This window comes from Mycobacterium sp. THU-M104, from assembly GCF_049197365.1.
Lineage (GTDB): Bacteria > Actinomycetota > Actinomycetes > Mycobacteriales > Mycobacteriaceae > Mycobacterium.
The window spans coordinates 15843-29506 of sequence record NZ_JBMIOP010000284.1 but is presented as its reverse complement, the minus strand read 5'-3'; the positions used below and the strand labels follow the sequence as shown (position 1 = coordinate 29506).

At 69.4% G+C, this 13664-nt stretch carries 13 protein-coding genes and 1 pseudogene; 4 read left to right on the top strand and 10 right to left on the bottom strand.

Translation table 11 applies throughout. From position 1 onward, the window contains the following. Positions 1–19: 19 nt before the first annotated feature. Positions 20–913: a phosphoribosylaminoimidazolesuccinocarboxamide synthase gene (locus ACOJVU_RS20385; protein WP_421531438.1), complete on the bottom strand. Its 894-nt coding sequence runs from the start codon at positions 911–913 to the stop codon at positions 20–22. Between the two features lie 63 nt (positions 914–976). Between ACOJVU_RS20385 and ACOJVU_RS20380 the strand changes: the two genes are divergently transcribed. Further along, complete coding sequence (locus tag ACOJVU_RS20380; RefSeq protein ID WP_421531441.1) at positions 977–1597, top strand: hypothetical protein; 621 nt, start codon at positions 977–979, stop codon at positions 1595–1597. 75 nt (positions 1598–1672) lie between these two features. On the opposite strand, the pseudogene ACOJVU_RS20375 reads toward ACOJVU_RS20380, so the two are convergent. Next, a pseudogene (locus tag ACOJVU_RS20375) lies at positions 1673–2902 on the bottom strand (cytochrome P450); the annotation flags it as partial. Further along, positions 2899–4317 (bottom strand): adenylosuccinate lyase, encoded by a 1419-nt coding sequence (purB, locus tag ACOJVU_RS20370; RefSeq protein ID WP_421531437.1) that lies wholly within the window; start codon positions 4315–4317, stop codon positions 2899–2901. The gene purB and the pseudogene ACOJVU_RS20375, both read right to left, overlap by 4 nt. Positions 4318–4604: 287 nt before the next feature. Here purB and ACOJVU_RS20365 point away from each other — a divergent pair, with 287 nt between their 5' ends. Next, positions 4605–5333, top strand: a complete 729-nt coding sequence (locus ACOJVU_RS20365; protein ID WP_421531436.1) for a DUF429 domain-containing protein — start codon at positions 4605–4607, stop codon at positions 5331–5333. On the opposite strand, the gene ACOJVU_RS20360 is transcribed toward ACOJVU_RS20365, so the two are convergent. After that, entirely contained in the window at positions 5330–6748 is a 1419-nt protein-coding gene (locus ACOJVU_RS20360) for an APC family permease (RefSeq protein WP_421531435.1), read from the bottom strand. The two genes, ACOJVU_RS20365 and ACOJVU_RS20360, sit on opposite strands and share 4 nt — an antisense overlap. Before the next feature lie 103 nt (positions 6749–6851). Then, positions 6852–7469 carry a TetR/AcrR family transcriptional regulator gene (locus ACOJVU_RS20355; RefSeq protein WP_421531434.1) on the bottom strand — a complete coding sequence of 206 codons (618 nt, stop codon included), beginning with the start codon at positions 7467–7469 and terminating at the stop codon, positions 6852–6854. A gap of 73 nt (positions 7470–7542) precedes the next feature. Here ACOJVU_RS20355 and ACOJVU_RS20350 point away from each other — a divergent pair, with 73 nt between their 5' ends. Together ACOJVU_RS20350 and ACOJVU_RS20345 are read left to right on the top strand one after the other, a co-directional pair. After that, positions 7543–8466 (top strand): alpha/beta hydrolase, encoded by a 924-nt coding sequence (locus ACOJVU_RS20350; RefSeq protein WP_421531433.1) that lies wholly within the window; start codon positions 7543–7545, stop codon positions 8464–8466. Between the two features lie 145 nt (positions 8467–8611). Further along, positions 8612–10195: a gamma-glutamyltransferase family protein gene (locus tag ACOJVU_RS20345; protein WP_421531432.1), complete on the top strand. Its 1584-nt coding sequence runs from the start codon at positions 8612–8614 to the stop codon at positions 10193–10195. A gap of 6 nt (positions 10196–10201) precedes the next feature. Here the strand turns inward: ACOJVU_RS20345 and purD are convergent, their stop codons facing one another. Genes purD through ACOJVU_RS20320 form a run of 5 tightly spaced genes read right to left on the bottom strand, consistent with a single transcriptional unit; the run spans position 10202 to position 13664 of the window. Beyond that, positions 10202–11470, bottom strand: coding sequence for a phosphoribosylamine--glycine ligase (gene purD, locus ACOJVU_RS20340; RefSeq protein WP_421531431.1), 1269 nt, complete (start codon positions 11468–11470; stop codon positions 10202–10204). Positions 11471–11481: 11 nt separating this feature from the next. Next, the gene (locus ACOJVU_RS20335; protein WP_421531430.1) at positions 11482–11628 is read right to left on the bottom strand and encodes a hypothetical protein; all 147 of its coding nucleotides are present in this window, start codon (positions 11626–11628) and stop codon (positions 11482–11484) included. Next, positions 11612–12049, bottom strand: coding sequence for a carboxymuconolactone decarboxylase family protein (locus ACOJVU_RS20330; protein WP_421531440.1), 438 nt, complete (start codon positions 12047–12049; stop codon positions 11612–11614). The genes ACOJVU_RS20335 and ACOJVU_RS20330 overlap by 17 nt, the downstream gene beginning before the upstream one ends. 11 nt (positions 12050–12060) lie before the next feature. Next, the gene (locus ACOJVU_RS20325; protein ID WP_421531429.1) at positions 12061–12918 is read right to left on the bottom strand and encodes an NAD(P)-dependent oxidoreductase; all 858 of its coding nucleotides are present in this window, start codon (positions 12916–12918) and stop codon (positions 12061–12063) included. Beyond that, complete coding sequence (locus ACOJVU_RS20320) at positions 12915–13664, bottom strand: SDR family oxidoreductase (protein ID WP_421531428.1); 750 nt, start codon at positions 13662–13664, stop codon at positions 12915–12917. Before ACOJVU_RS20320 ends, ACOJVU_RS20325 begins: the two co-directional genes overlap by 4 nt.

The following is a 13664-nucleotide window of genomic DNA, read 5'->3' as shown; positions in this document are numbered from 1 at the left end:
GGGGCGCGGGGCGCTTCCGTCATGCGGCCGGGCCGATCCAGTCATCGAAGCTCAGACCGGAAATGCGTTCGTAGGCATTGATGTAACGGTCACGTGTGGCCTCGATGATGTCGTCGGGCAGCGGTGGCGGGGGGTTCGAGCCGTGCCGTTCCCAACCCGACTCGGGGCCCGTGAGCCAGTTGCGGACGAACTGCTTGTCGAAGCTGGTCTGCACCACACCGGCGCGGTAGTCCTCGGCCGGCCAGTACCGCGACGAATCAGGGGTGAAGATCTCGTCGGCCAGCAGCAAGTTCCCGTCGCGGTCGGTGCCGAATTCGAACTTGGTGTCGGCGATGATGATTCCCTTCGTCAGAGCGTGTTCGGACGCCTGGACATAGATCTGCAGTGTCCGGTCGCGCAGTTGGTTGGCGCGCACCGCGCCCACCATCTCGATCACCTGGTCGAACGAGACGTTCTCGTCGTGTTCGCCCAGTGCGGCTTTGGTGGCCGGGGTGAACAGCGGTGTGGCGAACCGACTGGCCTCGACGAGGCCTGGCGGCAGCGCGATACCACACACCTCGCCGGTCGCCTCGTAGTCCAGCAAGCCCGAACCCGTCAGGTAACCGCGCGCCACACATTCGACCGGCAGCATCTTCAGCTCGCGCACCACCAGCGCTCGGCCCAGCACCGCGTCGGGGATGCGCGGGTCGTCGGGCGGGCCGGCCAGGTGGTTGGGAGCGTCGACGAAGCCGAAGAAGAACACGCTCATTGCGGTCAGGATGCGGCCCTTGTCCGGGATGGTGCTGTCCAGCACATAGTCGTAGGCCGAGATCCGGTCGGTGGCGACGAGCAGCAGGTGCTCGCCGTCGACGCGGTACAACTCGCGGACCTTGCCGCTGGCCAGGTGCCGGTAGTCGGACAGTGCGGGACGCATCGCGCCAGCCTATCGGGCGCCGGAAACGGGGTCCGGCTCCGGGAGCTGTGCTGGGATCGAAGGATGCGATCGCGGTTTCTGCCCTACGCCACCACACCCGGCCGGCTCGCGGGCCAGCTGTTCAGTGACTTCGCCGTCTTCCTCTGGACGGGGATCTGGCTGCTCGTCGGTCTGGCCGTCTACGACGCCATCTCGACGATCGCCGAGGCCGGCCGGCAGGTGGAGGCCGGTGCGCGCGGCATCGCCGAAAGCCTGGCGTCCGCCGGTAGCGGCGCCGGACACATCCCGCTGCTGGGTGACGCGCTCAGCGCGCCGCTCACCTCTGCCGGCCAGGCCGCCCGCGAGATCGCCGGCGCCGGACGCACCCTGGACACCACCGGCAACTGGCTGGCGGTGCTGCTCGCCATGGCCGTCATCGCCCTTCCCATCCTGATCGTCGTCCTGCCCTGGCTGTTCCTGCGCCTGAGGTTCTTCCGCCGCAAACTGGCGGCCACCGCCCTGGCCGCGACCCCGGCCGGCGAACAGCTGCTGGCCCTGCGGGCATTGACGAACCGGTCGGCGCGCAAGCTCGCCGCTGTCAGGCCGGACCCGGTTCGTGGCTGGCGTTACGCCGATCCCCCCACGATCCGGGCACTGGCCGCCCTGGAACTGCGGTCGGCCGGCATCACGATCCCGAACCGCTGACCCGGCTGCCCGGCACGAGGCGGTCCGACCGCGGCGAGCCGGTTCGTCATGGTTGCCGGCACAACTCCACGAACAGATGCCGGTGTGGCGGTTGCTGCGCGTCCATTCGACGGGCCGCACGACACTGACTGCACTGAAACGCGTGAACAGCTCCTCGAACAGGACCCGCAGCTCGAGCCGGGCCAGGTTGGCCCCCAGACAGTAGTGCACTCCCTGCCCGAAGCCCAGGTGCGGATTGGGCTGTCGGGCGACGTCGAAGTCGTCGGCACGGTCGAAGACACCGGCATCGCGATTGGCCGAGCCCTCCCAGACCTGAACCTTCTGACCCGCCTCGATCGGCCGGCCTCCCAGCGTGACATCGCGGGTCGCGGTCCGCCGCTTCGACGGGGACGGCGACGTCCACCGCACCATCTCCTCCACGGCCGCGGGAAGCATGCCGAAATCAGCACGCAGCGAACGCAATTGGCCGGGATGCTCGGCCAGCGCCAGCAGCCCGCCGGCGACCGCATTGCGCGTGGTCTCGGCACCGGCGCTGAACAGCAGGCTGAAGAACGGGTAAAGCTCGAGATCTGAAAGGACCGCATCCTTGTCGTCGGCGTCGTCCAACACGGCGTTGGCCACCACGGACAGCATGTCGTCGGTCGGCTCGGCACGTTTGGCGGCGATCAACTCCTGGCCGCAGGCGTACATCCTCGAGCCGGCCTCCTCGGCCGACGTTCGCGGCGCGAGCTGCGAGAGTGTGGCCTTGCGGGAGGCCCCGAAGTCGAATTGCGGCTCGATGGCCTCGAACAACCAATGCCGTTCGGACTCCGGCACACCCAGCAGGACGCAGATCATCTGCATCGGCAGTTCGGCCGCGATGTCGACGAGGAAGTCGAACGGCTCGCCAGGCACCACCGCATCCAGCAGGACGCGGGCCCGGCCGCGCAGGTCGTCCTCGACGCGCCGGATCATCCGCGGCGTGAGCCCCGAGCCGACCAGGCGCCGGATCTGGGAGTGCCGCGGGTCGTCCATCATGTTGAGCACTTGGCCCGCGATGGCCAGGTCCTGCAGCAGCGTGCCGCCGAACGGCCGCCCACCACCGGTCACCGACGAATAGGCCACCGGGTTTTTGAGCACCTCAAGCGTTTCCGCGTAGGTGGCGACCGACCAGAAACCCTCGCCGCCGGGGGTGTTGTCGGTCGGCTCATGCCAGTAGACCGGTGCCTCGCGGCGGTGCACGGCGAACAGCTCGTGCGGAAATCCGTTCGCGAAATTGTCCAGATCGGTGAAGTCGATTTCCGCGAGCGCGCCGGCCGCAGTCACAGGATCGCCCCCGGACGGTATTCGGCAGCGTCGGGATGGCGGGCCACCAGCGCATCCACCTCGGCGACGACCTCGTCGACCTGGTCGCCGGCGGCACCGGTGAAGGCTTTCTTGTCGGCCAGCGCGGCGTCCAGCGCCGCGGCGTCCAGCGGCAGCCTCGGATCGGCGGCCAGCCGCTCCAGCAGGTCGGGCTCGGCACCGCGTTCGCGCATGTCCAGCGCGGTGGCCACCGCGTGTTCGCGGATCACATGGTGGGCGGCCTCGCGGCCCATCCCGGCGCGCACCGCCGCGATCAGCACCTTGGTGGTGGCCAGGAACGGCAGGTAACGGTCCAGCTCGCGCGCGATCACCGCCGGGTAGGCGCCGAACTCGTCGAGCACGGTCAGGAACGTCTCGATCTGACCGTCGACGGCAAAGAAGCTGTCCGGCAAGGCCACCCGGCGCACCACGGAGCAGAACACGTCACCCTCGTTCCACTGCGCACCGGCCAACTCGGCGGCCATCGACGCATAGCCGCGCAGCACCACCTGCAGCCCGTTGACCCGCTCGCAGCTGCGGGTGTTCATCTTGTGCGGCATCGCCGACGAACCGACCTGCCCGGGCGCGAAGCCCTCGGTGACGAGTTCGTGCCCGGCCATCAGCCGGATCGTGTGGGCCAGCGACGACGGCCCGGCGCCCAGCTGTACCAGAGCGGAGATGACGTCGTGGTCCAGCGAACGAGGATAGACCTGCCCGACGCTGGTCAAGACCGTTGTGAAACCCAGAAACTCGGCCACACGGTGCTCGAGTTCGCCCAACTTGGCCGCATCGCCGTCGAGCAGGTCGAGCATGTCCTGCGCGGTGCCCATCGGGCCCTTGATCCCGCGCAGCGGATAGCGGTCGATCAACCCGCGCAGCCTGGCCAACGCGACCAGCATCTCCTGCGCCGCCGAAGCAAAACGCTTGCCCAGCGTGGTGGCCTGCGCGGCGACGTTGTGGCTGCGCCCGGCCATCACCAGGTCCCGATAGATCACCGCATGCTCGGCGAGCCGCGCCACCACCGCCACCCCGTGGGAGAACACCAGCTCCAGCGACCGCCGGACCTGCAGCTGCTCGACGTTCTCGGTCAGGTCGCGGCTGGTCATCCCCTTGTGCACGTGCTCGTGGCCGGCCAGCGCGTTGAATTCCTCGATGCGGGCCTTGACGTCGTGGCGCAGGACGCGTTCGCGGGCCGCGATCGAGGCCGGGTCGACGTCGTCGAGCACCCGCTCGTAATCGGCGATCGCTGACGGTGGCACCGCAACGCCCAACTCCGCCTGCGCCCGCAACACGGCCAGCCAGAGCCGCCGCTCGGCGGAGATCTTGGCCTCGGGCGACCAGATCGCGACCATCTCGGGGCTGGCGTACCGGGCAGCCAGGACGTTCGGAACGCTCACAAGCACACAGCTTACGGTCGGTCCCGCCCCGACGGGCCGGCTCTCCCCCGCACGCCGAGACCCAGCACAGCCGTCACATCTGCCGCATGAGTCCCGGTGCCGGCGGGCGCATTTTTTGCCCGCCTTCGAGCGACACACCGGGGTGTCCGGCGGCCCGCGCGTTGTCGCTCGAAGGCGGGCCTAACGAGCCCCCTTCCCGGCAGCGGCGCTGGCGGATGTGACACGGCTCGCGCCACCGCGACCCGTAGGTCTGCCGCCTCACCCTCCGGGCCTCCTAACCTGTGCGGGTGCACTTCGCGGGTGTCGACTTGGCCTGGGCCGGGCGCAACCCGACCGGTGTCGCGGTCGTCGACGCGCGCGGCCGCTTGGTGCGCGTCGACGCCGTCCGCGACGACGCCGAGATCCTCGCCGCGTTGCAGCCCTACGTACGGGGCGACTGCGTCGTCGCCTTCGACGCCCCCCTGGTGGTGACCAACGCGACCGGACAACGACCGGCCGAGGCGGCGCTCAACCGTGACTTCCGCCGGTTCGAAGCCGGCGCGCACCCCTCCAACACCACCAAACCGGAATTCGCCGGCGGTCCGCGCGCCGCGCGGCTGGCGCGTGCGCTGCGTCTCGACATGGACCCACGGTCATCGGCCGGGCGGCGTGCTATCGAGGTCTACCCGCACCCGGCGACGGTGGTGTTGTTCCGCCTGGCGCGCACGCTCAAATACAAGGCAAAGCCCGGGCGTGATCTTGGCCGGCTCAAAGCCGAGATGCTGCTGCTGATGGACGGCGTCGAGGGGCTCGCGCACGCCGCGGTGCCGCTGCGCGTCGCGGGCCACGACGACTGGGCGGAGCTGCGCGCGCAGGTGGGCGGCGCGCGACGCAAGAGCGACCTGCGCCGCGCCGAGGACCCAGTCGATGCCGTCGTATGCGCCTACATCGCCTTGTACGCCCACCGCCGCCCAAGCGATGTCACGATCTACGGCGACTCTGCGACCGGATGCATCGTCACCCCATCGCTGCGTTAGCGGGTGTCCGACAACGCCGGCGCCGGTTCGGCATCCGTGCGCCGCTTCGCCCACCCCCTGCTGACCAGTCGGCCGATCACCGCGATGACCACCCCACTGGAGATCATGATCGCGGCCAGGACATACTGCTGCACCGGCCGGCCGAAGAAGGGCATCAGCAGCAGCACCGATGACAGGAATCCGAAGATCGGCAAGGGAGTCGGTGTCCTGAAGTGGGGCCGCCCGACTGTCGACGCGTCACGGCGCAGCACCAGCACCGCGACGTTGACCATGGTGAACACCGCCAGGAGCAGCAACGACGTGGTTCCGCTGAGCACCGAGATCGCATCCCTGTTCGCGAAGGCGGTCACATACAGGATCAACCCCAACGCTATCGCCGTGGTGAACAGCACAGCGACCCACGGCGACCGGCGGGTCGAGCTGACCGCGCCCAGAAACGACGGCAGCACGCCCTCGCGGGCCATTCCGTAGATCAGCCGGCTGGCCATGAGCATGCCGAGCAACGCCGTGTTGGACACCGCGACCATCGAGATGAACGGCAGGATGATCTTGGTCGGCAACCCGGGGGCCGCGGCCTCGACCACGTCGACGAGCGGCGTGTCGCTGGCCTCCAACGCCTTCACGGGCACCACCGCGACGGAGACGACCGCCACCAGCGTGTAGATGACCGCCGCGATGACCAGCCCGGACAGCAACACCTTCGGGAACGTCCTGACCGGGTCCTTGGTTTCTTCGGCCATGTTCACCGAGTCCTCGAATCCGGCCATCGCGAAGAACGCGAGCGACGTCGCCGCGGTCAGTGCGACGAAGAGGTTCTTGTCGCCGACGTTGAACGCGATCACCCGCGAGTAGTGGGCGTGGCCCCCCTTGACCGACGCCCACAGCCCGACGGCGATCACCATCACCAGCCCGGTGATCTCGATGAGGGTGAGCACCACGTTGAGCTTCGCGCTCTCCCGCATACCGCGCAGGTTCACCACCGCCAGCGCCACCATGAACAGCATCGCGACCACAACCACGCCCTTGGTGCCCCAGAAGAGTTTGAAGGCGACGATGAAGTTCGACCCGAAAAACCTCGACGCGGTCGCTGCACCGCTGATCCCGACACACATCACCAGGAACGCGACCATGAATGTGACGAAGCGGTTGCCGAATGCCTTGTGCACATACAGCGCGGTGCCGGCGGCTCGCGGATATTTGGTCACCAGCTCCAGGTAGCTGCACGCGGTCACCGTGGCGATGACGAAGGCCAACAGGAACGGAACCCATGCCGCGCCACCGACCTCGGCTCCCACGTCGCCGATCAGGGCGTAGATGCCGGTCCCGAGCATGTCGCCGACGATGAACAACAGCAGCACGCCGGGCCCCATGACCCGATGTAGGTGCGACTCGCCCGCGGTGTCCGCCCTGTCCATGGTTCCTCCCCGCAAGTCCGCCTTCGGACTTCCTACCACCATGCCAGAGGGGTCCAAACACACGTGAGTACCACCCGGCACCACCGTGCCCGTCGTGACGAAGTCAGATCCGCACGGGTCGCTGGTCGATGGGCGCGAGGACATCGACGAGATCGACCACCGTGTCCAGGGCAGCCGACCTGGGGTCGCGGCCTTCCACGAGGGCGGACACCACCGACCCGTCGACGGCACAGATCAGGGTGCACACCAGTTCGAGATGGACGGACCGGCCCGATCGCTCGAGCGCCTCGGCGACGGCCTCGGCGCGCTGCCGCAGGCTGCGGCGCATGGTCTCCCGCAACGCGGACAGCCGGGTGCACGCGATGTGCCGCTCGTACCGCGAGATCAGCTGGTCGGTGAGGCCCGGCCCGGAAACGTCCCCCACCAGCAGGTCTACCAGCACCTCAGCGGTGGTTTCGGGCCCCCGGCGCCGCCTGGACAGCGACATGACCCGAGCCCGTAGCTGCGCCACCTCGATCATCCCGATGTGCTCGACGGCGCGAGCGATCAGATCGTCGAGCGAGGAGAAGTAGTACGTGGTCGACGCCAAGGGCAGGCCTGCGCGCCTGGCCACCGCCCGGTGCCGCACCGCCTCGAATCCGCCCTCCGCAAGCAGCTCGGCGGCAGCGCTCACAAGCGCATACCGTCGACGTTCTCCTTTTGGAGTCACAGCTGCGGTCACGAGATGCCATGGTGCCAGTCAAAGTGGTACCGCATTGCCATTTTGAACAAACGGCCCGACAAACGAACATGGCATGATGACCCGCATGCCGGACGTGAGCCGTCGCGCCGTGCTGGGCCTCGGGACCAGTGCAGCCGTCGGCGCGGCGGGCGCATTTGCCCTAGACAGCGTGCTCAAGCCCCGCTCACCGCGCGCCACGCCGGTGCCAACCGCCCTCTTCACAGCCGGCACCGGCCTGCCCTTGGCGCCGGCCGTACCCCGCGAACCGGCCCCCTCGAGCCAGCCCGCCCCCACCATGGTCACGGGCTCCTTCGTGTCGGCGGCGCGCGGCGGCATCACCACCAACTGGGCGATCGCGCGCCCACCGGGCCAGACCATGCCGCTGCGGCCGGTCATCGCGCTGCACGGCAAAGGCAGCGACGCTGCCTCCGTGATGGCCGGCGGCGTCGAACACGGGCTGGCCCAGGCCGTCGACGCCGGGTTGCCGCCGTTCGCGGTGGTCGCCGTCGACGGCGGGGGTGGCTACTGGCACACGAGGACGTCCGGCGAGGACAGCGGGGCCATGGTGCTCGACGAGCTGATCCCGATGTTGAGCAACCAGAGCCTGGACACCTCGCGGGTGGCCTTCCTGGGCTGGTCGATGGGCGGCTACGGCGCTTTGCTGCTCGGCGGCCGGCTGGGCCCGGCACGCACCGCGGCGATCTGCGCGGTGAGCCCCGCACTGTGGCTGTCTCCGGGGGCGGCCGCACCCGGCGCGTTCGACGGACCCGCGGACTTCGCGGCCAACTCGGTGTTCGGTATGCCGGCGCTGGCGTCCATCCCGATCCGGGTGGATTGCGGCGACAGCGACCCTTTCTACGCCGCGACCAAACAGTTCGTCGCCCAACTGCCCAACCCGCCGGCGGGCGGGTTCTCCCCCGGGGGGCACAACGGCGCGTATTGGAGTTCGCAGCTGCCCGCCGAGCTGACCTGGCTCGCGCCGCTGCTGGCGGGCTGACCTCTCTGGCGCGGCTCTGGCGCGGCTCCGGCGCGGCTTCGCTCCGAACGTCACGCCAGAGTGGCCCTGGCCGCCGAGCGTCACGCCAGAGTGACTCTCGCCCCGCGTGTTGAGGCCACGCGCACCGGCGTGCGAAGATCCGAAGGTGAGCGCCCCCTTCGACTGGAGCTTGCCCTACGCCTGGCCGCGCAAGCCCGTGCTGGCATCCAACGTGGTGTGCACATCGCAACCGCTCGCCGCCCAGGCCGGCCTGCGCATGCTCGCCGAGGGCGGCAGCGCGGTCGATGCCGCGGTTGCCACCGCGATCGCCCTCACCGTGGTGGAACCGGTGTCCAACGGCATCGGCTCGGACGCCTTCGCCATCGTCTGGGACGGCAGCCAACTGCACGGGCTCAACGCGTCGGGCCGCTCACCCGGAGCCTGGACACCGGAGTACTTCGGCGGCAACGACGTTCCCGCGCTCGGCTGGAACTCGGTGACCGTCCCGGGCGCGGTGTCGGCCTGGGCCGAGTTGCACGCGCGATTCGGCCGGCTGCCGTTCGAGCGGCTCTTCGGGCCCGCAATCTCCTACGCCCGCAACGGCTTTCTGGTCTCACCGACCGTCGCCGATCAGTGGGCGGCGCAGGCGCCGCTGTTCGCGGACCAGCCCGGGTTCGCCGAGACGTTCGCGCCGGCCGGGCGGGCACCCGCCCCCGGTGAGCTGTTCGCGCTCCCCGACCATGCGGCCACGCTGGAAAAGATCGCCGACACCCGCGGCGAGGCGTTCTACCGCGGGGAGCTGGCCGCCCGGCTCGAGGCCCACGCGTCGGCCAACGGCGCCGCCATGACCGCCGACGATCTGGCCGCCCACCGCGCCGACTGGGTCGGCACGATCGACGTGTCCTACCGGGGGTACACCGTCCACGAGATCCCGCCCAACGGTCAGGGCATTGTGGCGTTGATCGCGCTGGGAATCCTCGAGAATTTCGACATGGCCTCGCTCCCGGCGGATTCCGCCGACAGCGTGCACCTGCAGATCGAAGCGGTGAAGCTGGCTTTCGCCGACGCGCAGGCCTATGTCTCCGACATCGCGCACATGCCGGTCGGCCAGCAACACCTGTTGGACCGGGAGTACCTGAAACAACGCGCCGCGCTGATCGACCGGAATCAGGCCAGGCCGGCGTCCGCGGGCACCCCGGGTGGGGGCACCGTGTACCTGACCGCCGCCGACGCCGCGGGGGCGATGGTGTCGATGATCCAGTCCAACTACATGGGGTTCGGCTCCGGCGTGGTCGTGCCGGGAACCGGAATCTCGCTGCAGAATCGCGGCGCGAACTTTGTTGCTGCACCAGGTCATCCGAACCGGGTCGGGCCCGGCAAGCGCCCCTACCACACCATCATCCCGGCTTTCGTGACCAGGAACGGCTCGCCGGTCATGAGCTTCGGGGTGATGGGCGGCACCATGCAGCCCCAGGGCCACGTGCAGGTGATGGTGCGGATCGCCGACCACGGCCAGAATCCGCAGGCGGCGTGCGACGGACCCCGGTTCCGGTGGGTGGACGGCATGCAGGTCAGCTGCGAACGGGGATTCCCGCCGGCCACGCTCGACGAGCTGCACCGGCGCGGGCACGACCTGGTGTCCGTCGGGGACTACAACCAGTTCGGCAGCTGCCAGGCGATCTGGCGCCTCGACGGTGGGTACCTCGCGGCCAGCGATCCGCGCCGCGACGGCCAGGCCACGGGTTTCTGAGGCGCGCTAGACGCGAATCTTGCCTTCGGACGCCAACAGCGCGATGTCGCTTCGGAAGTGGCTGCCCGGCAAACGAATCGAACGCAGGATGTGGTAGGCGTTGGCGCGCGCCGCCGACAGATCGGCGCCGGTGCCCACCACCGACAGCACCCGGCCGCCGGACGAGACGATCGCGCCGTCGCCGCGGCGTGCCGTCCCCGCGTGCAGCACCCCGGCGGCGTCCGAGCCGACGACGACATCGCCGACCCGCGGCCGCCCGGGATAGTTCTCCGCCGCCAGCACCACCGTGACCGCGGCACCGTCACGCCAGCGCAACGCGCCGAAGTCGGCCAGCGTGCCGGCGCCCGCGGCATACAGCAGCTGCCCCAGCGGGGACTCCAGCAGCGCCAGCACGGCCTGGGTCTCCGGATCGCCGAAGCGGCAGTTGAATTCGACCACCGCGGGCCCCCTCGCGGTGATCGCGAGTCCGACGTAGAGCAATCCGCTGAACGGGCATCCGCGCCGGACCATCTCGGCAGCAACGGGTTCGACGATGGTGGCGACCACGTCCCGGTAGATGCCGTCGGGCAGCCACGGAAGCGGCGCATAGGCGCCCATGCCACCGGTGTTGGGTCCGGTGTCGCCCTCCCCGACGCGTTTGAAGTCCTGCGCAGGAAGCAGGGGCACCACGGTTTTGCCGTCGAGCACGCAGAACAGCGACACCTCGGGGCCGTCCAGGTAGGACTCCAGCATCACCGGGTGACCGGCCTCGAGCAACCCGGCGGCGTGGGCGCGCGCGACATCTCGGTCCGCCGTCACCACCACGCCCTTGCCGGCAGCCAGGCGGTCGTCTTTGACCACCCAGGCCGGGTCGCCGGCCGGCGGCCCGAACCGCTCCAGGGCGGCATCCAGATGCGCTGGGGTATCGACGGTTTCGCTGGCTGCGGTGCGCACGCCCGCCGCGGCCATGACATCCTTGGCGAACGCTTTGGACCCTTCGATACGAGCGGCCTCCCGGCTTGGCCCGAAGCACACGATGCCGGCGGCGCGCACGGCGTCGGCCACTCCCAGCACCAGCGGAACCTCGGGCCCGATGACGACCAGGTCGGCGCGGACCGAGCGCGCCAGGGCGACGACGTCCTCGCTCGAGGTGACGTCGACGTCGTGCTGCTCGGCGATCCGGGCCGTGCCGGCATTGCCGGGAGCGACGGCCAGTGCGGTGACCTCTGGATCTCTCTGCAGCGCCAGCAGCAGGGCATGTTCACGGGCACCGGAGCCGATCACCAGGACGCGCACGAGACGTCAGACTAGCCGGGCAGCCGCCGCACGCGATCAGCCACCTCGGCAGTAACGGTCTCGATGGCTTCGACGAACTCCGGCACCGCGGTCTCCGGGCGCGGCGGGAAGCGTCTGACCACCAGCGCGAATCGGCCGTCCTCAGTTGGCAGATTCACCGGCGTTCATCTTCAACGCCGCCTCCACGTTGGCCTTCTTGTCCTCACCGGCGCCCTTCGCCGCGGCCTTCTTACGCTTGGCCACCACGGCGCTGACAGCGCCGTTGAACGCCGAACCCAGCGGAAAGCCGAGGTAGTGGGTGAGAAAGACGGCCATCTCTTTGAGTTCGTCCTCGGCGAGCTCCCCGTTGAGCAGCGCGGCGTTGATCTGGATCTCGGCGAGGTCGCGACTTCCGATGGCGGTCACCGCCGTCAACGTCATGATGCGTTTGTCGCGCATCGACAGTCCCGGCCGGGTCCAGATTCTGCCGAACAGGTGGTCGACGGTCAGGTCGAAGTACGGGTCGCCCTCGATGTTGGGCATCTCCCAGCCGTAGACCTCGTTCATCTTCTCCAGGCCCGTGCGGCGCAGTTCGTCCATTGCGTCTCCCATCACTCCGTATGCGCTACGCCGAGGCCGTCCGCCAGCCGCTGCAAGGCCAGCTGGGCTAGCGGCAGGTCGACCGACATCGCCTCGCCCAGCGCCAGCGCCAGGCTCAGGTCCTTCTCCCCCAGGCCACGCGCGTGCACGAAGGATTGGTACAGAAAGTTCTCTGGCTCAAGGGGGTTCATGTTGTCGCGCACCATGATGGCCCCCGGCCCGCCGGTGAGCGCGTCGGTGTGGCGGACGACCCGGCCCAGCGCCTGCAGGTCCAGCCCGGCCGCCTCGGCCAGCTTCATGGCCTCGCCCGCGGCGGCGTAGGAGGTGAACGTCAGCATGTTGCGGGCCAGCTTCATCCGCGTTCCCGCGCCCGGCTCGCCGGCATGGATGACCAGCGACGCCCACTGCTTGAACTCCGGCTTGATCCGCTCGTACACTCCCCGCTCGGCGCCCACCATGGTGGCGAGTTCGCCTTTTTCGGCGGCGGCGGCGCCGCCGCTCACGGGGGCGTCGACGATGTGGATCTCCCGCGGCTTCAGCTCCGCGGCCAGTTCAGCGGCGGTGGTGTCGGCGATCGTCGAGTGGATCGCGATCACCGTGTTGGGCTTCGCCCCGGCCGCCAGTTCGCCGACGACCTCACGCACCTGCGCGTCGTCGAGGACGGTGACGTGGACGAGGTCAGCCGCGGCGACCTCGTCCACGCCGCCCGCCGGCGTCGCGCCGGCCTCGGCCAGCGGCGTCATCGCTTCGGCGCGCACATCGAAGACCGTCAGCCCGCCCGGCCAGCCGGCCAGCTGTTTCGCCATCGGCGCGCCCATGTTGCCCAGGCCGACGTAGCCGACCCGCATGCTCTCGGATGGTTGCGTCATGACCGGATTATCTGCCCGCCGTCGACGTTGAAGATCTGCCCGGTGATCCAGGCGGCCTCATCGGACAGCAGGAACAGGCACATCCCGACCAGATCGTCGGGAGTTCCCATGCGCGACAACGGGAGACCCTTGACGATGTCGGCGACGATCTCCGCCGGCGTGGTGGTGCGGTTGGCCTCGGTGTCGATCGGTCCTGGCGCGATCGCGTTGATCCGGATGTTGCGGCCTCCCAGCTCTCGCGAAAGCTGTTGGGTCAGGCCGTTGATGCCGACCTTGGCCAGGCCGTAGAAGTTGGAATACAGCCACGCCGCAGTGGACGACTGGTTCACGATCGCCCCGCCGCCGCGCTTGGCCATCTTCTTGTACACCGCGCAAGTGCACCACAGCGCGCCGTCGAGATTGACGCTCATGAACTTCTTGTAGTACTCCGGGTCGACGGTCAGTAGGAAGTCCAGTTTCATACCGCCGAAGATGGCGGCGTTGTTCACCAGGTAGTCGATGCCGCCGAACTCGGCCAGCGTGGCATCGGCCATCGCCTTGGCCGAAGCAGGGTCGGAGACGTCGAGCGGCACGGCCAGGGCCGTGCCGCCGTCGGCGGCGATCTGCTTGGCCACCGCCTCCGCGGCCTCGGCCTTGATGTCGGCCACGACGACCGCGGCGCCCTCCCGGGCCAGCGCCTCGGCGTACGCCTGGCCGATCCCGCCCCCGGATCCGGTGACGATGGCGACTTTGTTCTCGAACCGCAT

What these genes read in the sequence shown, in the direction of transcription:
- ACOJVU_RS20330 (WP_421531440.1), bottom strand. Translation starts at nt 12,049, where the DNA reads ATGGACGAACTGCGCCGCACGGGCCTGGAGAAGATGAACGAGGTCTAC.
- ACOJVU_RS20380 (WP_421531441.1), top strand. Translation starts at nt 977, where the DNA reads ATGCGATCGCGGTTTCTGCCCTACGCCACCACACCCGGCCGGCTCGCG.
- ACOJVU_RS20350 (WP_421531433.1), top strand. Translation starts at nt 7,543, where the DNA reads ATGATGACCCGCATGCCGGACGTGAGCCGTCGCGCCGTGCTGGGCCTC.
- ACOJVU_RS20325 (WP_421531429.1), bottom strand. Translation starts at nt 12,918, where the DNA reads ATGACGCAACCATCCGAGAGCATGCGGGTCGGCTACGTCGGCCTGGGC.
- ACOJVU_RS20360 (WP_421531435.1), bottom strand. Translation starts at nt 6,748, where the DNA reads ATGGACAGGGCGGACACCGCGGGCGAGTCGCACCTACATCGGGTCATG.
- ACOJVU_RS20385 (WP_421531438.1), bottom strand. Translation starts at nt 913, where the DNA reads ATGCGTCCCGCACTGTCCGACTACCGGCACCTGGCCAGCGGCAAGGTC.
- ACOJVU_RS20320 (WP_421531428.1), bottom strand. Translation starts at nt 13,664, where the DNA reads ATGCGGTTCGAGAACAAAGTCGCCATCGTCACCGGATCCGGGGGCGGG.